This is a genomic window from Brevibacillus sp. FW306-2-1A-C05A (genome assembly GCF_058781555.1).
This window is the reverse complement of record NZ_JBYSWV010000003.1, coordinates 188,873-206,855: the sequence shown is the minus strand read 5'-3', so window position 1 is coordinate 206,855 and position 17,983 is coordinate 188,873. Positions and strand designations below refer to the sequence as shown.

Genomic DNA, 17,983 nt, shown 5'->3' with positions numbered 1-17,983 from the left:
GTGACCATTCCAAGACCCAGCATACAGGAGGCGCTTTTTTCTTTCAAAGCTCAAATTTCTTCATTACAGGAATGGCTTCTCGATAGAAAAAAGAAAAGCGTCCCCCAATCGGAACGCTTCCCGTTTACTTCACGACAATTTTTTGCGTCGCTTCCACCTTGTACGGCAGATGGTTGCTGTAGTTCAGCTCGACGCGAATCTCATGCTCGCCCTTCGGCAACTTTTTCAGCATGAACTCCGGATGGTAGATCATTCCTTTGGACTCGCCATCGAGGTACAGATGGGCGTGGCCTTTTCCATACACCGGCGTTTGCCCAAGCTCGCCGTTTTCCTGCACGAACTCGAAGTTTTGCGTCAAAAGCGATACTTCCGCTGTCGTTCCATCCACCTGTATATCCATGTTCAACGACGGCTTGGCTGCCCCTTCCGGCTGGGTCAACGGAGCACTGGCATTGGTCGTGGCCGGAACACTCGTGTCACCTGGACGATAGGAGTCAGAGACGTGCAACGGATCTTTGACCAATAGCACGATGCCCGCCACCAGAACAACCAGAAAGACGATTCCGCCCAAAATGAGATTGCGCATACTGATAATAAAGACCTTCATGTCTCTACTCTCCCTTTCGCAAGTGCTTGTCACTTATTTGTACATGCATATGCGAGAGGAAAGAGAGGTAGAAGCAAAACTTTGCTATAGCCGTCAGCGGTAGTTGATAAATTGCACCTCGAGCGGCAAATCCGCCTTGCGAATCGCACTGATGACTTGCTGCAGATCATCCTTGCTTTTGCCTGTCACGCGAATTTGATCGTCCTGAATTTGCGTCTTCACCTTCAGGCCGGCATCCTTAATAATGCCGTTGATCTTTTTGGCGTTGTCCTTGTCGATGCCCTGCACCAGCTTCACCCGTTGGCGCACGGTGCCGCCCGCTGCCGGCTCGACTTTTCCGTAGTCCAAATTTTTGATCGGCACGTCGCGCTTGACCAGCTTGCCCAGCAAAATGTCCTTGACCTGGCTAAGCTTGAAGTCGTCGTCGGAAACGAGGACGAGCTCGTCCTTTTCCAGTTTGATGCTGCTCTTGCTCCCCTTGAAATCGAAGCGGTTCTCGATCTCCTTCAAGGCGGTTTGAATGGCGTTGTTCACTTCGGCCAAGTCTACTTTCGAAACGATGTCAAACGAGCTTTCCTTGCTCATGCGTAGTTCCTCCTTCGCTTTTGCCTGTTTGGCGTTTTTTCGCTGCTAGATCGCCCGAACCAGTCCTCCGTCCACGAGGAAAGACTGCCCCGTGACATAGCTGTTGGCTGGCGATGCCAAAAACGTCACCATGCGCGCGAACTCATCCGGCTGGCCGTACCTGCCGACCGGGATTTGTTTTTCCCAGTTTTGCCGGACTTCCTCTGCGCTAATCCCTTGCCCCTGCGCACTCAGCCCGTCCAGTTGCTGCACCCGGTCTGTCGCAATTCGTCCCGGGCCGATCGTGTTGATGAGAATGCCATCCGGCCCCAGCTCAGCGGAAAGCGTTTTGGCCAGCCCCAGAACCCCTGTGCGAAACGTGTTCGACAAGATCAAGTTTTCCAGCGGCTGCTTGAACGAGGAAGACGCAAAGTTGACGATTCGCCCGAACTGCTTGGCGCGCATGTGCGGCAAAACAGCGCGGATCGCCCGGACGTAGCTCAACAGGTTCAGCTCGAAGGCCGAAATCCACTGCTCGTCCGTCAACTGGTCGAACTTGCCCGTCGCAGGTCCGCCCGAGTTGTTGACCAGTATATCTACGCTGCCGAAGTGGCGAACCGTTTCCTGCACGACTCGCTCGATGTCTCCCGGCTTGGTGACATCCACCGGAACGGCCAGAGGCGACTGCCCCGCTGCCTGCTCAATTTCGGCGCGCACGGCTTCCATCGCCTGCTCGTCTCTGCCGCAAATGGTGACATTCGCTCCCTCCTGCGCCAGGCAGAGCGCGGTCGCTTTGCCCAAGCCTTTTGACGAGGCGAGCACGAGGGCTGTCCTGCCCTGCAATTGAAGATCCATGTTCAACGCTCCTTTCGAGGTACGGTTTTGGTTTTGTATGTATCATCCTTGCTTTATATTCTACAGAACTTTCAGACGAACGAAAAGCAAAGAGAAGGGGAAAAGCACACTCCCCTTCTCTTTTTCGCCGTTACATCTCTTTGTGAGACGTGTTGCTGTTTTTGTTTTGCTTCGCGGTGCGCTTTGCCTCTCGTTTGGCCTGACGCGCTGCCTTGCGGGCGAGCCGTCTTTCTTTGGCTCCTTCAAACAACGAGTACAGCACAGGCACGAGCACCAGCGTCACCAGCGTGTGGAAGATCAAGCCGGAAATTACGGCTGTCGCGAGCGGTGCCTCCAGGTCGGAGCCTTCCGCCATCGCCAGTCCCATCGGCAGCATCCCCAGAATCGCCGTCAGCTTCGTCATGATAACCGGGCGGACGCGGTCCTTCGTGCCTTGTACAATCGCTTCGGCGGTAGCCATCCCGCGATTGCGCAGCAGGTTGATCCGGTCGATCAGCAAAATCGCGTTGGACACGACGATCCCGACCAGCATGATAATCCCGATCATCGCCATTTCGCCAAACGTTCGTTGTGTAAGCACGAAGCCCATCACCACGCCGACCAAGGCCATCGGAATCGTCAGCAAAATAATGAACGGCTGCGAGAGACGGCCAAACTGCGCGACCATGATGACGTAGATCAACGCGAGCACGCCGACGAAGACGAAAATCCCTTGCGCGAGGTTGGCGCTTTGCTCTTTCAGCTTCCCGGCGATCTCCACCTTGTACCCGGCAGGAACGACCAGGCCCGGCAGCTTCTCATTGATTTCACGGCCAACCGTCCCCAAGTCGCTTCCTTGCATCTCGGCAGATACCGTTACGATCCGCTCGCCTTTTTCATGGATCAACGTAATCGGAGACTTGCTGTAGTACCAGTCCACGAGGTCAGCCAGCGGCACCTGGGCGCCGTCCTTGGCTGTCACCATCATTTGCTTGAGCTGTTCCGGGTGCTTCAGCCAGTCGTCCGGCATTTGGGCGACGACATCCACCTCGATTCCATCCTTCGTGATCGACGTGATCTGCTGGCTGCCAATCCATACGCTCAACTGCTGGAGCAAGGAGCGGTGGTCGACGTTCAGTCTGGCGAGCGCCTCCTGCTTCGGAATGAGCGTTACTTTTTCCTTGCCTTCTTTAAAGTCGTTGCGAATGTTGGTCAAGCCAGGTACGGTGGACAGCATGCCTTCCACATCGGTAGCGATTTTGCGCATTTGCTCCATATCATCCCCGATGATGTCGAGCTGGATCGGCGCCGAAGCCCCTTGCTGCCCGAACGTCATCGAGATGGATTCAATGCCCGGGATCGAGTTGAGGCGATCGTTAATATCGGCCGTCAACAGTTCTTTGTCGCGCGTGCGCTCTGATTTCGGCACGAGCGAAATGAAAATCTCCGACCCTGTGCTGGAGGAGAAGAAGAACACGTCTTTTACTTCCGGGATGCCGCGCAGCGCTTCCTCTCCGGTCAGTGCCGCCTTCTGTGCCCGCTCCAGGGTGGAGCCGGTAGGCATCTCCAGCGTGGCAAAAATGAAGTTTTCATTCGGGTTAATGCCTTGCCCCATCTTCATGAGCGGCATGAGGAAGCCCGCGCCGACAAACATCAGGAGCGCGACGATAATCGTCTTGACCCGGTGGCGCAAGGCCAGTCGCAAGAGGCTGTTAAACAACCGATTAACCACATGCTCTTTTCCTTCGCCTTCCAGCGCGACGTGTTTGTCTTTTTGCAAAAAACGATCGGAAAAGACGGGAACGAAAAAGAAAGCGGCGATGGTCGATGCGATAATGGCGGAAGATACCGTAAAGGCAATCGTCGCCAAAATCGGTTTGAGCCAGTCTTCAAAGTCAGCAAAGACGAGCGGCAAAAAGACGATGATGATCGTGAGCTGCGAGGTGAAGACCGGCGTCAAAACCTCTCGCGTTCCTTTGATAATCGCCTGCTTGAGCTCCTCGCCTCTTTCCCGGAAGTGGTAAATGCTCTCCAGGACGACGATTGCGGCGTCGACAATCAGGCCGACAGACAAGCTAAGCGAGAGCAGACTGACCATGTCGATGTTGTAGCCGCCGATTTTCATGGCGATAAACGTCATGAGCGCGGACAGCGGCAGCGTCGTCGCGATGACGAGCGTCACCCGCCAGTTGCGCAGGAACACGAACAAGATGATGATCGCCAACGCGCCACCGATCAAAACGTCACGGCTGAGATTGGTCACCGCATGCTCGATGTACGAAACGGCTTCGAACATGACTTTCATCTGGTATTTGCCATTCGCTTCCGCATTGATCCCGCGGACGACTTCCTCGACTTTGCGCTGGGTCGTAATCAGGTCGCTGCCATCCGCGCGCGAAACGCTCAAGTGCACGAATACGTTTCCGTTCGTCAGCGCTACCGAATCTTTCACTTTTCCACGCAAGTCCTCGACCGTCGCGAGCTGTTCCAACGTAACCGTGCCGTTTGGCGTCACAATCGGCAACGCGTTCAGTTCCTGAACCGAGTTGAACGTGTTGTCAATCATGACGACGGTGTCAAAGCCCGTGTTTTCCAGCGTGCCGATCGCTTGCTTCCAGTTCGTCTCCTGAAGCTGCGAGATCACCTCTGACGGGGTAGTCCGATACGCACTCAGCCTGTCTGGACGCAAAGTGATGGCGATCTTGTTTTCGAAGCTGCGGTCCGATACGGCGACTTCCTTCACCCCGGACACTTCCTCGATCCGGTCCTTGATCGTCGTTTTCGCCAGGCTGAGCATCGCCTGCGGATCGGCTCCGACCAGCGCGTAGTCGATCATTTGTTCATTCCCGAAGTTCATCTGGTTCACGCTGACGCTGTCAACGGCTTTCGGGAACCCGTTGCGCAAGCGGTTCACGGCATTTTGCACGTCCTGCTTGACTTTTTCGCCTTGCCCTTCCGTGGCCGTAATCTGCACGTTGACGTAGCCGGTACCTGTCGTAGACGAAAATTCTTTGATATCCGCAATCGATTTCAGTTCCTGCTCTACTTTTTTCGTAATCTTCTCTTCCATCTCTTCCGGAGGCAGCGCCCCACCTGAGATGTTGACGGAGAGCACGGGGAAGTTCGTTTTCGGAACCAGCTCAACGTTGAAGCTGAGCAGGGAGCCAAGACCGGCGATGACGAGCAAAAAGGTAAACAGATAGACGATCAGGCGCCGCTTCAGCAAAAAGAGAATCATCTTGTTCATGCGCTATTCTCCCTTCGCCTCTACTTTTTGCCCCTCGACGTAGAAAGTAATACCGCTGCGCAAAAGCTGGTCGCCTTCTTTGACACCCGAGAGAATCTCGATTTGATCGTCGACAATTTGTCCGGTTTTGACTTCCTTTTTCACGGTCAGGCCGTTTTCCACCGCCATGACGTAATGCTGGGTAGAGCTGACTCCGACGCTTTCCAGCGGTACGAGGAACCCGTTTACTTTGCGCGGCGCCTCAATCGTCGCAGCCATTCCCCCGCGCCAGAAGCCGTCTGGGTTCGGAATCGTCACTTCCACGCGGTACTTGCCCGTCTCCTTGCTCAAGACAGGCGAGACGAAGGTAATCGTGCCCTCGCTCTTTTTCCCGTCGTCAGATACTGCCTGCACCTTCGCCTTTTCCTGGAACTGGCTGATGAGATCGTTGGTGACGTCGAGCGTGACCTTCACTTCCGTCAAGTCGACCAGATGGACGATTTTCTCGCCTGGAGAAGCCTGCTCGCCAGTCTGCTTGTAAACGTCTACGACCGTTCCGGCAAAAGGCGCTTGAATTTTCGCATCATCCAGACTCTTTTTCGCCCGCTCCACCTGTCCGGCTGCCGCCTTGATCGAAGCGTTCGCCATCGCGATGTCCTCTGGCTGCGCTCCGCGTTGCAGCTCGGTGAGCGACAACTGGGCGTCGCGGGCGGAAATTTCCGCTTGGGTCAGGGCGCGGCGCAAATCATTTATTTCGGTTTGCGAAATAGCGCCTCCCGCGAACAGCTTCTCGCCTGCTGCGAGGTCTTGTTTCGCCTTTTCCAGACGGCTCTGGGCACTTTGCACTTGCAGGCGCTGCTGCTCGATCGCTTCTGCTGTCGCGCCCTTCAGCGCTTTCGTTTTGCGGGCGGCCGCCTCTTCTACCTGGCTGGCAGCGGCTTCGACTTCTTTTTGGTAGTAGCGCGAATCCAGTGTCGCCAAAAGCTGTCCTTGTGCAATCTTCATCCCTTTGCTCACCTGGATGGCCGAAATCGTTCCCCCAGTGCCAAAGGGCAGTTCCGCGTCGCGCTTTGCTTCCACCATTCCCGTTACCCGCAGGAAAACAGGTTGTGCTCCCTTCTGTACTTTGACGACCTCCACGACTTTCGCTTTGGCTTCCACCTGCGCCGGAGGCTCTGGTGCCGGTCCTCCGCAGCCGGCTGTAACCAGCAAGAGAGAGGCCATAATGATCGATGCCCGTTTTTTCACAATGATTCCTCCAAATGTTCACAATCATTCCCTTGCGTAATTGTGCCAGTTTTTACCTTTCCTGCAAAACAGTCAGTGGTTGGAAATTTGCCTCAGCCCCGAGACGGAGAACACAATCCCCACCAGTTCATAAGTATATACGAACAATATGCAGGACCGTTACCTTTTTTTGGACTTCTCGCTAAGATTTTGTAAAAAAAAGGAAAAGGCAGCCAAGCCCGATAGCTTGACTGCCTTTTCATGCGGTGACGCTGTTTAGTTTTCTGCGAGAAGCTGTTCCATTTCGTCCAGCAAGCCTTTGAACACGCTCAACGCTTCCGCGATCGGAGCCGGAGAAGCCATGTCCACGCCCGCCTTTTTCAAGAGATTGAGCGGATAGTCGGAGCTGCCGCCCTTGAGGAATTGCAGGTAGCGGTCCACAGCCGGCTGGCCTTCCTCCAAAATCTGTTTGGACAAGGACGTCGCGGCCGAAAACCCGGTGGCGTACTTGTAGACGTAGAAGTTGCGATAGAAGTGCGGGATGCGCGCCCACTCCAGGTCCACCTCGCTGTCCACGACCATCTCCGGTCCGTGGTAAGCGACGTTCAGCTCGCGGTAAATCGCGCTGAGCGAATCGGCTGTCAGCGGCTCTCCCTGCTCCTCCTTCTCGTGTACGATCTTTTCGAACTCGGCAAACATCGTTTGCCGGAAAACGGTGCCGCGGAATTGCTCCAGGTAGTAGTTGATTAAGTACATCCGCTGCTTTTTGTCTGTCGTGGTCTGCAGCAAGTGGTGCATCAGCAACGCTTCGTTGAGCGTCGAAGCCACTTCGGCCACGAAAATTTTGTAGTCCGCATACGTGTACGGCTGCGCCTGGTTGGAGTGGTAGCTGTGCAGCGCATGGCCCATCTCGTGCGCCAGCGTAAACATGTTGTTCACGTTATCCTGGTAGTTCATGAGCACGTACGGATGGGTCGTGTACGCGCCCCACGAATACGCCCCGCTCGTCTTTCCTTCGTTTTCGTGCACGTCGATCCAGCCGTTGGAAAAGCCTTCGGCAAGCACGCGGCCGTACTCTTCGCCGAGCGGATGCAGCGCTTCCTTGATCGTGGCTACCGCCTGGTCGTACGGGATTTTCATGTCGACCTCGGGCACGATCGGCACGTACAGGTCGTACATGTGCAGCTCCTCTACGCCGAGCAGCTTTTTGCGCAGAGCGATGTAGCGGTGCATGAGCGGCAAATGCTCGCGGATCGTCGAGATCAGATTGTCGTACACGGACAAGTCCACATTGTCCGAGAAAAGAGCCGCGTACAGCGCGGACGGATATTTGCGCGTCCGGGCGTAGAAGACGTCGCCTTTGATCGCAGAAGTCAGCGACGCCGCGATCGTATTGCGGAACTTGCCGTACGTGGCGTACAGCGCCTGGAAAGCTTCCTTGCGCACGCGTCTGTCCTTGCTCTCCATGAACTGCGTGTAGCGCCCTTTGGTCAGCTCGACCTCTTCGCCGTTTTCGTCCGTAATCATCGGGAACTTCATGTCGGCGTTGTTCAGCATGCCAAAAATTTTGGTCGGGGCAGAAGCCAGCTCGCTCATGTTCGCCAGAAGCGCCTCTTCTTCCGCGGAAAGCGTATGCGGCTTGAAGCGCGTAATCTCTTCCAGCAAAATCCGGTAATGCGCGAGTCCCTCTGTTTCCTTGATCCACTTCTCCAGCTCTTCTGTCGGGATCGCCAAAATCTCCGGCTGTATGTACGCGATTGCCCCGTACACTTGCGTGCTGAGGCTGGTGGCACGGTCAGTCAGTCCCTGATACGTGCTGTTCGCATTGTCCTCGTCGCGGCGCATGCGCGCGTACACGTACACGGTATCGAGCGTCTTCAGCAGCTCGTCCTGCAAGGTCAGCGCTGCGAGCAACTGCTTCCCGGACTGCGCCAGCGTCCCTTTCAGAGCGGCAATCTGCTCGGTCAGTTGCTTCGCCTTTTGCACATCCTTTTCCCAGTCCGCGTCGGTCGCGTAAATATCCTCCAACCGCCACTTGTATTCAGCGGGGACGTCACTTCGTTTTGGCAATGTTTTGCTTTTGTTCACCGCGATCACTCCCTCGTCATTTGCACAAGAATGGTCAAATCATTCATATGTGACTATCCTACCGTATTATGCCATCTTGTTCAAATCATTAGCACAGTTGGCACCTGCTTTTTCGCGGCAAAAGAAAAAAGCTGAGCTTCTCCTGCGGAAAAGTCAGCTTTTTCCTACGCCCACATAGCGAAATCCGGCTTCCTTGACGATTTTGGCCGGCCACGCATTGCGTCCGTCCAGCAAAACGGGCTGGGCCATCTTTTGGTAGACCTGTTCCCAATCGAGCTGCACGCACTCTTTCCACTCGGTAATTAAAAGCGCGGCATGTGCGCCTTGCACGGCTTCTTCGGCTGTCTTGGTGTACGTAACGTTCGGAAACTTCTGCCGCACGGCGTCGGTTGCGATCGGATCGTAGGCGAAAACCGCAGCTCCCTTTTCCTCCAGCGCTTGCAGGACGGCCAGGGACGGCGCCTCGCGAATGTCGTCCGTATCCGGTTTGAACGCCAATCCGAGTACCGCGATCCGCTTGCCGCGACAGTCCGGAACGAACGGTTGCAACTGCTGCAAAAACCAGACGGGCTGCGTGGCGTTGACTTTGCGCACTTGCTCCAAAATACCGAGCGAGATGCCGTTTTGCGCAGCGAGCTGCAGCAAGGCAATCGTGTCTTTCGGAAAACAGGATCCGCCATAGCCGACGCCCGCCCGCAAAAACTCCGGCCCGATCCGGCTGTCCAGCCCCATGCCGTGCGCGATCGTCACGATATCGGTTCCCAGTGCCGCGCTCAGCCGCGCCAGCTCATTCATGAAAGAAATGCGCGTCGCCAAAAAGGCGTTGGAGGCGTACTTAATCAGTTCGGCGTTCGCGCGGGTCGTGACCACGCGCGGAGCGTCCACCCCCTTGTACAGCTCCTCCATGACCTCTCTCGTTTCCGGCTCGCCCGCTCCAATGACAATCCGCGAAGGCGCCAGCGCGTCGTACAGCGCACTGCCCTCTCGCAGAAACTCCGGATTGGACGCGACCGACAGCTCCCCGCAGCCGCTGAGCAGCTCGGCAACCTTGTCGCCCGTCCCCACTGGCACCGTGCTTTTGACGACTACGACTCGCCTTTTCGGGGAGGCTTGATGCATCTGTTCGATCGCAGCTACGGCACTGTACAAATAGCGCAAATCGGCGGTCCCGTCAGCCGCTTCCGGAGTGCCGACGCAAACAAAGAAAACGTCCGCGTCTGCTGCCTCCTGCAGCTTCGTGGAAAAAGCGAGGGTGCCGTTTTCCAGCACCTGTTTCAGCGCTTCCTCCAACCCGGGCTCGTAGATGGGCGAGATTCCTTGCCTCAGTTTGACAATTTTGGCTTCGACCAGATCGATGCCGATCACCTGATGGCCGTTCATGGCCAGGGAGACAGCGGTTGTCAGCCCTACGTAGCCGGTACCGATAACGGCAACTTTCATCACTTCACCTCATCGTTTTTTCATCACACGCAAATAAAGCTCCTCCAGTTTGAGACGCTGCTGGTGAATATCGTGGTTTTTCTCCACCTTCATCCTCGCCCGCGCCGTCATTTCCGGCCATTCGTGCGCGGATGCGAGCACGTGGTTTATCATCCGTCCGAGCTTCGCCGGAGAGCGCTCCGGGACGAGATAGCCGGACTCCCCGTGCTCCACCAGTTCGGGAATGCCCGCGTGATACGTCGAAATGACGGGCCTGCCGGACGCCATCGCTTCCATCAGCACGTTCGGGATGCCTTCCTGGTCGCCGTTTTTGGCCGTTTTGCAGGCGATGACAAACAGATGGCATCGCGCCAGCTCGCGCTGCACCGCTTGATGCGGCAAAGCGCCCTTGAGGACGACTTGCTTTTCCAGCTTGTATTTTTTAATCATGCTGCGCAGCTTTTTCTTTTTCTCGCCGTCGCCGACGATAATCAGCTTGGCCTTCGGATGCTTTTTGTGCACCTGCACGAACGCCTGGATTAACGTGTCCATGCCTTTTTTCTCCGTCAGGCGGCCAACGCTGAGCAGCCGGTACTCGCCATCGTGGACCGGCTGGGGCGGCAGCATCGGAAATTTGCGCAGATCAATGCCGGAGCGGATCAGCGTGATTTTGTCGCCCGAGCAGCCCAGGCGGATCAGCCGCTTTTTCATATGATTGCTGACGACGGTAAACGCCTTGCCTTTGCGAAACAGTCGCTTCAGCGAGCGGCGATAGCCCGGATTTTCCCGCACGCGCTTGGTCGCATCGAAGCCGTGAAAAGAAGTAATCAACGGCAGTCCCGCCTTTTTGGCGTACGGAAGCAGCTCCAGGCCAGCCGGGCCAAACCGCGCATGCAAGCATTTGATCTTTTTTCGCTTCAGCCACCCGGAGAGGCCCGCCATTGCCTTGCGCACATAGACCGGCGAGTACGGAAACTGTTTGCGGTTGAACGGCCGCTGTCTGGTCAGCACGACAGGTTTGACTCTCTGGTGCCCAAGCAATTGCTCGTAGATGAAGGTTTCGCTTCGGGGCAGGAATTTTCTCCGATAGACGAGGACCCGATGCATGCAACTGGCCTCCTATTTTCGAGTTTTAGCTCCTCGGCTGAAAACGCATATCCGCCAACTGCCGACGAAGCCCCTCTTCCAAGGAAACTTGCGGACGGTAGCCCAGGCGCTGCTCAGCCAGCCGAATGTCCGCGCAAGTGCGCAGCGAGTCGCCTGCCGGACCGGGCTGAAAGCTGATTTTCGGCGAGATGTTCATCAGCGTGCCCATGATGTTCAGCACGTCGATCAATTTGACTTCACGATTTCCACCCACATTAAATATCTCGCCGGGTGCAGCGTGGCGCCCCGCCAATATGTTTGCCTCCACGGCGTCCGTAACGTAGGTAAAGTCTCGCGATTGCTGCCCATCTCCGTAAACGACGACGGGATCTCCCTTCATCATTTGCCGGAAAAAGCGGTGAAAAGCCATGTCCGGCCGCTGTCTCGGGCCGTACACGGTAAAGTAGCGCAGCATCGTGATCGGCAGTCCGTACGCTTTGACGTAGACGGAGCACACCTGCTCCATCGCTTCCTTCGTGATGCCATAAGGCGATACGGGACGCAGCGGAGCAGATTCGTCCGTTAGCGTCCCTTGCATCGTGCCGTACACAGAAGAGGAAGAAGAGACGACGATGACAGGCGGTTTTGGCCTTTGCATGCACGCCTCCAGAAGCAGTTGGGTAGCCAAAATATTGTGACTGACGTACTCCGCGAATGCCTTGCCCCAACTGTTCCGCACGCCGGGCAGCGCAGCCAGGTGATAGACCACATCTACTCCGTCCAGCCAGTCTTTCCACCGCTCTGCCTGCAGCATGGTTGAATGAAAAGTAAAGGCGGGATGGCTCCCGATCTCTGCGAGATTGCGGAGTTTGGCAGCAACGTCGTAGTTATCGACGAAGCCGTCGATGCCGATCACTGTCACCCCGTCATTTAGCAAGCGCTGGGTCAGATGCGACCCGATAAAACCAGCACAACCGGTGACAAGTGCTTTTGTCATCGCTTCCGCCGCCTCACTTTCTTCAACCGTTTAATGACGAGATAGCCATCCTTGTAGCCGTAGACCGCTTTGTATTTGTTGCCCCAGCGTTTGAGGTAATAATTGAACGTTTTTTTGCGTAAATGATTGCGTCTCCGCTTCATCTTGTTGTCGGTAAGCTGTCCTTTGTGCTTCGTCCGGTTGTACAGCTTGCGATTGATAAACCGGACGCGGTATTTTTCAATCAGCCGCAAAATGATGCGCCGATCCTCCATGATTCGGCCTTCGTATTTGTCGGAGGTATCCCAACCTCCGACCTCCCGAAGCGCTTCGACCCGATAGCAGCGCGGCGCCACCATCCAGCGGTTGTACTTCAAAAACTGGTATTTGTTGCGAAAATGCTTGTGCTTGACGAGAAACGGGTTGTAGTATTTCCCGCGCCGCACTCGCCATATTTTGACGTTGCCGTAGTAGAGCGCTGTACTTTTTTTACTCTTGCGAATGTACTTTTTAATGACAGCCAGCGTCCGTTTTGGCAGCCAATCGTCCGAATCAAGCTGCAAAAGGTATGGCGTGTCGACCATAGACAAGGCCTGATTCATCACTTTTCCGATGCCGGAGTTTTGTTCCATCCGGTAGTACATGATGTTCGGATGGTACAAATACTTCTCTACCTTTTTCCTCGTCTTGTCGGTAGAGGCATCGTCAATGATTAACAGCTTCCAGTCTTTTGTCGTCTGCTTCAAGACACTGTTGATCGCTTTGCGGATGAACTTGGCGCGATTGTACGTCGGGATGACCACAGTAAAGGTTGGGTTCATGTGTCCTCCCTCTTCACGGCTGGAATGCGAATCGATGACTTGTCGCTTAAAATGAAGACACCGCTCGAATTGGCTGACTGTCCTGTCAAATGAGACGACCTTCCGAAAACGCTGTCCGTAACGCTCCAGGCGACGTCCATGAGCGAGCTGTTTTCCAACAGGATGCTGTTCTCAATGTGCGCACAATTTTTCAGATGCACCCCGTTTTGAATCGAAACGTACGGACCGAGCCGGCAATTTTCAATGTGACAGTCTTCCCCGATCAGCACAGGTCCGATAATCTCACAGTTTGTGACGACGGACCTTTGGCCAATCTGGTGAGTCTGACCCAAATCTTTTGCCAGCATCCAACGGTTTGCCTCCAGCCAACGATCAATAGTTCCCACATCGGAATACTTGCCGCTCGTAAGTGCATGCGCAATATGAAAACCGCGATCAATCATGGACTGGATCGCATCCGTGATTTCATATTCACCACGGGCGGATGGCTGCAGTGTAGCAATCGACTCAAAAATGGGTGGGGTAAACAGGTATGCGCCAATGACAGCCAGATTGCTCTTCGGCTGACGAGGTTTTTCTTCCACGGAGACCAGACGCCCTTCCTGTACTTCGGCAATCCCATAATCCTGTGGTCTCTCCACTTCACTTAGCATCACAACACCGTCTGATTTTTCACTGGTAAACGCACGCATTAGCCCGTGCAGCGAATCCATCAACAAGTTGTCACCAAGTAACAAGATAAACGGTTCGTCTTGCAAGAACGGGTGCGCTAAATGGACAGCATGTGCGATTCCAAGCGGCACCTCCTGCTCGATAAAAGTAATGGTAGCCCCAAATTGACTACCATTGCCCACCAAGGGAGGAATCTGCACTTGGGAAGGGTGGATGACGATGCCGATGTCATGCACACCCACTTCACGCAGTTTGCTGATGCAGTAGTGTAATACCGGATGATTGGCCACAGGGAGGAGGGTTTTTGGTTGCGAATAGGAAAAGGGGTGCAGTCGCGTACCACGTCCAGCACACAAGATTAACCCTTTCACAAGTATCACTCCCCAGTTGTGCTCTGCGATACTTATAAGGTATGCGCCTCATGATATCTGGACAGGGCAGACGTCCACCTGGCACAAAAAAAGGGCAATAACCTAGCGGCTGGACAAGTGAATCATCCCGTTTTGAGCAGCGGCTGCTTTTCTTTTGGCTGCTTGCCGACCACGCTTTCAAACACATTCAAATAGCCTTGCGCCGTGGCGTACCAGGAGAATTGCTTTGCGCGAAGCAATGCCTGTTTGCCCATTTCCGTGCGCACGTGCGGCGTGCTCCAGAGCAGCTCCCAGATGGCGGGCAGTTCTTTTTCCCACTCTTTGGGCGGAATCAGGAACCCGCTGCCTTGATGGGTGACAACCTCCTTGATCCCGCCCCGCGTCGTGGAAATGACAGGCTTGCTCGATGCCATCGCCTCGAGGTTGACGCGGCAAAAGGCCTCCTTCCAGATCGAGGGTGTCGCCACGACATCGCCAATCTGGTAATACAGCGGCATCTGCGCGCTGGGGACGAAATTGACGAAGCGTACTTTGTCGCCGAGCGGCTTCGCCAGCCGTTTCAGCTCGCGCACGTACGGATTTAAGCGATTGCTGCCGTAGCCGGTTCCGCCGACGATGACGAGCCGCGCGCGAGGGTCTTGCTTGCTGACCTGGTGAAACGCCTTGATGAGAATGTGGACGCCTTTTCCCCGCATGAGCCTTCCCGCGTAAAACAAAACGCGGTCATCCGCTGCTAGGCCGATCTGTTTGCGCAGCTTTTTGATCGTGTAATGCAGCTTTGCCACCTGGTACGGCGACACGTCTACCCCGAGATGCACGGCGTGAATTTTGTGTGGAGGAATTTTGCACGCCTTGATAAAATGCTGGCGCAAAAACTCGCTGTTCGTAATAAATCCGGACGACAGCCGGACGACCCGCTTCATTTTTTCCTTGCTAATCATGGCGGGAGAGCCGTAGACGTGCGAATGCATGTTGACGAAAACTGGAATTTTGGGAAAATGCTTTTTGAGTTGCAAGACGTAAATCGGCCGATTTTCGACGAGAATGACATCCGGTTTATGCTTGCGAATATGCTTGATGATCTTGCGCAAATAAGGCGTTGGACCATCGTAGGGGAAGCGAATGAACTCCCGGTTGTCCTCCACGGACGACGTTGGGTAGGTCGTACAGCGCCGGGTGTAGATCGTCACTTTGTGCTCGGGATCGATCATCTTCGTCACTTCGTCGATGTCGTGCTCCACCGAGCTGCCTTTGACGGGTGGCACGGAAAAGGGCCCCGGGCTAATTATGGCGATGTTCATTACGCTCGCTCTCCCACTCCTTTTTCAAGGAAAGAACCACCTGATACAAATATTGCCTTTCTTTGGCCTGCTCTTCCTCGGCTTTTTTCCACCGTTTTTCCCAGGCGGCAAGCGACTCCTTCAAGGCGGCAACCTCCTGCTCCAGCTTCTCCAGTTGCTCGGTCGTCACCACGTCGGTTTCTCTCATCATGATCTCGAACTTCGGCTCCAGCACCAGCTCTCGCGCCTCTGCGGGCTGCTCGCAAGCGGTCTGTTCCGTCGCTGTCGCTTTTTCCACGGCGGCCTCCTGTCCTTTTTCACCGGGTTTCACAATCGAGATGCGCTCTACCGCTTCATCGACCACAAAATGGCCAGAAAAGACTCCTGGCGTGACCCAATGCGGCAGATCCCATTTTTTGCGTTTTTCCATAAGTCTTCCCTCCTGCAACGTGCTTCTACGTAATATGCTATGACAAACGCGGAAAATGGGTACGTGTACATAGGAGACAGACAATAGAAAAAACCGCCTTGATAGCTGGCATCAAAGCGGTTGTCGATAGTCTTTGGATTGGTTTTGTCTGCGGAAGTTCAGGCTGTACAGCCGTGCCTGCTCGACCGTGGTAATTTGCTGTTTTTGCCACTCCAGAAGGATTCTGTCGATGTAGCGAATGTGAAGCTTGCCTACGGTTGCGGCTTCACGCAATGCTGTTAAAATCAGCTCTTCCTGATAACCGTCCTGCTCTGTCCACATGTGGATGCTCTCCAATTCAAAAGGAGACAAGGGCCGACCAAAAGCCTGCTCAAACCGGGAGTAAATCGCCACCGGCTCGGAATCTACCGTGGCCGCGGCTTCGTTGAACGGCGCCAGCATCCGCGGATCGGCCTGCTGCTCGCGCCAGGTCTGGTACAGCTTTTTGTACAACGGGGTCAAATTGTACTGCTCGTGGCGCAGCCCCGTATGCGGGTCGATAAACTCGTCGATGCTGATCCAGTCTTCCTTCAGCAGCTTTTGCAGCGATTGGATCAATCTCATGCTGGACATGGACATGCGTTCTTCCAGCTCAGTCAAGGTCGGAAAACGGTTCCCCTCCTGCTGAAAAGAAAGCAGATGAATGAGCAGCATCATTTCGTCGTCTGCCAGGGACATTCGTTTGTACATCTTCAGAAGAAGGTTGGAGACGGATGTTGCACCTTCTTGCAACAGTTGCAATATATGGGAATCCATAACGCATGTTCACCTCTGGGTTGGATTAACAAAGGAAGGGCGTAAAACGCGCTGCCATACAATAGGAACACCCTGCTGCCCTCTCGCAACAGGGTGTATGGAAAAAACGAAAAACCTTACGGGTAGAGACGGTACAGCATGCGCGGGAACGGAATCGTTTCGCGCACGTGATCCAGTCCGCAAATCCAGGCAATCGTCCGCTCAAGGCCCAGACCGAAGCCGGAGTGAGGAACGGTACCGTATTTGCGCAGGTCCATGTACCAGCGATAAGCTTCCTCGGACAGCTCATGCTCGGCGAAGCGCTTCGCCAACAGCTCCGGATCGTCGATGCGCTGGCTGCCGCCGATGATCTCGCCGTAGCCTTCCGGGGCGATCATGTCCGCGCACAGCACCACTTCCGGACGCTCTGGATGAGGCTTCATGTAGAAAGCCTTGATCTCGGTCGGATAGTGCGTGATGAACACCGGCTTGTCGAAGTGGTCAGCGATCAGCGTCTCGTCCGGCGCACCGAAGTCGTCGCCCCACTTGATCTCGCTGCCTTTTTCCTGCAACAGCTTGATCGCATCATCGTACGTGATGCGCGGGAAGGAGCCCGTCACGTTTTGCAGTTTGGTTGTATCGCGCTCCAGCGTTTTCAGCTCCTGCTGGCAGTTTTTCAGGACGGATTGCACCACGTGGGACACAAAAGCTTCCTGAATGCGCAAGTTTTCCTCGTGGTCGACGAACGCCATCTCCGGCTCGATCATCCAAAATTCGATCAGGTGACGACGGGTTTTCGATTTTTCCGCACGGAAGGTCGGTCCAAACGAGTACACGCGGCCCAGTGCCATTGCCGCCGCTTCCATGTACAGTTGGCCGGACTGGGACAAATACGCATCTTCATCAAAATATTTGGTGTGGAACAGGTTCGTTGTTCCTTCTGCCGAAGTCGGTGTCAGGATTGGCGGGTCTACTTTGACAAATCCATTTTCATGGAAAAACTCGTAAACAGCGCGAATCACTTCAGAGCGAACCGCCATGACCGCACGTTGACGAGGAGTGCGCAGCCACAGATGGCGGTGATCCATCAGGAAGTCTACCCCGTGCTCCTTGAGCGAAATCGGGTATTCCTGGGCAATCTGAATGATCTCCACGCCTGTTACCGTCAGCTCGAAGCCGCTTGGAGCACGGTCATCTGCGCGAACAACACCGGTTATGTATAAAGAGCTTTCCTGGGTCAGTTGGGATGCTTTTTCCCATACGTCTTCCGCTACTTCTGCTTTTACTACTACGCCCTGGATGAAGCCGGAGCCGTCGCGAAGCTGCAGAAACTGAATCTTGCCGCTGCTGCGCTTGTTGTACAGCCAACATCCAATGCGCACTTCTTGTCCAACATGCTGCCCTACCCGGGCAATCGTCGTCAACATCGAATAATTCCCTCCATTTACCATGCCACACTACAGACTAAGTGTACCCAACAATTATACTATTGGGGAACGGCAAATTCAATGAAAGTCTCCCCGTCCGGTGATTACCATAATTTTATTATGTAAACAAACGCAAGGGAGATCGTCTGGCTTGCTCGCCAATGACCTCCCCTGCCCTCCG

The 17,983-nt window shown here is 54.9% G+C and carries 15 protein-coding genes; all 15 read right to left on the bottom strand.

All coding sequences use genetic code 11. The features are described 5' to 3' along the window. Nucleotides 1-124 precede the first annotated feature (124 nt). The 15 genes from AC3WJN_RS05045 to asnS all read right to left on the bottom strand — a co-directional run bounded on the left by AC3WJN_RS05045 (nt 125) and on the right by asnS (nt 17,802). Entirely contained in the window at nt 125-607 is a 483-nt protein-coding gene (locus AC3WJN_RS05045; RefSeq protein ID WP_005834582.1) for a hypothetical protein, read from the bottom strand. Between the two features lie 93 nt (nt 608-700). Then, complete coding sequence (locus AC3WJN_RS05040; protein ID WP_005834584.1) at nt 701-1,192, bottom strand: YajQ family cyclic di-GMP-binding protein; 492 nt, start codon at nt 1,190-1,192, stop codon at nt 701-703. A 45-nt stretch (nt 1,193-1,237) separates the two neighbouring features. After that, the gene (locus AC3WJN_RS05035) at nt 1,238-2,026 is read right to left on the bottom strand and encodes an SDR family oxidoreductase (RefSeq protein WP_238500603.1); all 789 of its coding nucleotides are present in this window, start codon (nt 2,024-2,026) and stop codon (nt 1,238-1,240) included. A 130-nt stretch (nt 2,027-2,156) separates the two neighbouring features. Further along, on the bottom strand, nt 2,157-5,252 hold the full coding sequence (locus AC3WJN_RS05030; protein WP_310669797.1) for an efflux RND transporter permease subunit: 3,096 nt from the start codon (nt 5,250-5,252) through the stop codon (nt 2,157-2,159). A 3-nt stretch (nt 5,253-5,255) separates the two neighbouring features. Continuing rightward, a complete protein-coding gene (locus AC3WJN_RS05025) occupies nt 5,256-6,479 on the bottom strand; it encodes an efflux RND transporter periplasmic adaptor subunit (protein ID WP_310669798.1) in 1,224 nt (407 codons plus the stop codon). Between the two features lie 255 nt (nt 6,480-6,734). Beyond that, the gene (gene pepF, locus AC3WJN_RS05020) at nt 6,735-8,546 is read right to left on the bottom strand and encodes an oligoendopeptidase F (RefSeq protein WP_007785361.1); all 1,812 of its coding nucleotides are present in this window, start codon (nt 8,544-8,546) and stop codon (nt 6,735-6,737) included. Nucleotides 8,547-8,699: 153 nt separating this feature from the next. Continuing rightward, entirely contained in the window at nt 8,700-9,986 is a 1,287-nt protein-coding gene (locus AC3WJN_RS05015) for a UDP-glucose dehydrogenase family protein (RefSeq protein WP_005834593.1), read from the bottom strand. Nucleotides 9,987-9,995: 9 nt separating this feature from the next. Continuing rightward, nucleotides 9,996-11,072 (bottom strand): glycosyltransferase, encoded by a 1,077-nt coding sequence (locus AC3WJN_RS05010; RefSeq protein ID WP_005834594.1) that lies wholly within the window; start codon nt 11,070-11,072, stop codon nt 9,996-9,998. A gap of 25 nt (nt 11,073-11,097) precedes the next feature. Then, on the bottom strand, nt 11,098-12,048 hold the full coding sequence (locus AC3WJN_RS05005; RefSeq protein ID WP_005834596.1) for an NAD-dependent epimerase/dehydratase family protein: 951 nt from the start codon (nt 12,046-12,048) through the stop codon (nt 11,098-11,100). After that, entirely contained in the window at nt 12,045-12,848 is an 804-nt protein-coding gene (locus AC3WJN_RS05000) for a glycosyltransferase family 2 protein (RefSeq protein ID WP_007785367.1), read from the bottom strand. The genes AC3WJN_RS05005 and AC3WJN_RS05000 overlap by 4 nt, the downstream gene beginning before the upstream one ends. Next, the gene (locus AC3WJN_RS04995) at nt 12,845-13,891 is read right to left on the bottom strand and encodes a glucose-1-phosphate thymidylyltransferase (RefSeq protein WP_007785370.1); all 1,047 of its coding nucleotides are present in this window, start codon (nt 13,889-13,891) and stop codon (nt 12,845-12,847) included. Before AC3WJN_RS04995 ends, AC3WJN_RS05000 begins: the two co-directional genes overlap by 4 nt. A gap of 122 nt (nt 13,892-14,013) precedes the next feature. Next, the gene (locus tag AC3WJN_RS04990; protein WP_221842113.1) at nt 14,014-15,192 is read right to left on the bottom strand and encodes a glycosyltransferase family 4 protein; all 1,179 of its coding nucleotides are present in this window, start codon (nt 15,190-15,192) and stop codon (nt 14,014-14,016) included. Further along, the gene (locus AC3WJN_RS04985) at nt 15,173-15,601 is read right to left on the bottom strand and encodes a hypothetical protein (protein ID WP_005834604.1); all 429 of its coding nucleotides are present in this window, start codon (nt 15,599-15,601) and stop codon (nt 15,173-15,175) included. The genes AC3WJN_RS04990 and AC3WJN_RS04985 overlap by 20 nt, the downstream gene beginning before the upstream one ends. A gap of 111 nt (nt 15,602-15,712) precedes the next feature. Next, complete coding sequence (locus AC3WJN_RS04980) at nt 15,713-16,396, bottom strand: DnaD domain-containing protein (RefSeq protein WP_005834606.1); 684 nt, start codon at nt 16,394-16,396, stop codon at nt 15,713-15,715. A gap of 116 nt (nt 16,397-16,512) precedes the next feature. Then, the gene (asnS, locus tag AC3WJN_RS04975) at nt 16,513-17,802 is read right to left on the bottom strand and encodes an asparagine--tRNA ligase (protein ID WP_005834608.1); all 1,290 of its coding nucleotides are present in this window, start codon (nt 17,800-17,802) and stop codon (nt 16,513-16,515) included. Nucleotides 17,803-17,983 lie beyond the last annotated feature (181 nt).

Bases quoted from the DNA above. Each gene is read 5' to 3' on its own strand.
- AC3WJN_RS04985 (WP_005834604.1), bottom strand. From the start codon at position 15,601: ATGGAAAAACGCAAAAAATGGGATCTGCCGCATTGGGTCACGCCAGGA.
- AC3WJN_RS05015 (WP_005834593.1), bottom strand. From the start codon at position 9,986: ATGAAAGTTGCCGTTATCGGTACCGGCTACGTAGGGCTGACAACCGCT.
- AC3WJN_RS04980 (WP_005834606.1), bottom strand. From the start codon at position 16,396: ATGGATTCCCATATATTGCAACTGTTGCAAGAAGGTGCAACATCCGTC.
- AC3WJN_RS05045 (WP_005834582.1), bottom strand. From the start codon at position 607: ATGAAGGTCTTTATTATCAGTATGCGCAATCTCATTTTGGGCGGAATC.
- AC3WJN_RS05005 (WP_005834596.1), bottom strand. From the start codon at position 12,048: ATGACAAAAGCACTTGTCACCGGTTGTGCTGGTTTTATCGGGTCGCAT.
- AC3WJN_RS05040 (WP_005834584.1), bottom strand. From the start codon at position 1,192: ATGAGCAAGGAAAGCTCGTTTGACATCGTTTCGAAAGTAGACTTGGCC.
- asnS (WP_005834608.1), bottom strand. From the start codon at position 17,802: ATGTTGACGACGATTGCCCGGGTAGGGCAGCATGTTGGACAAGAAGTG.
- AC3WJN_RS05035 (WP_238500603.1), bottom strand. From the start codon at position 2,026: ATGGATCTTCAATTGCAGGGCAGGACAGCCCTCGTGCTCGCCTCGTCA.
- AC3WJN_RS05030 (WP_310669797.1), bottom strand. From the start codon at position 5,252: ATGAACAAGATGATTCTCTTTTTGCTGAAGCGGCGCCTGATCGTCTAT.
- AC3WJN_RS05010 (WP_005834594.1), bottom strand. From the start codon at position 11,072: ATGCATCGGGTCCTCGTCTATCGGAGAAAATTCCTGCCCCGAAGCGAA.
- AC3WJN_RS04990 (WP_221842113.1), bottom strand. From the start codon at position 15,192: ATGAACATCGCCATAATTAGCCCGGGGCCCTTTTCCGTGCCACCCGTC.
- AC3WJN_RS05000 (WP_007785367.1), bottom strand. From the start codon at position 12,848: ATGAACCCAACCTTTACTGTGGTCATCCCGACGTACAATCGCGCCAAG.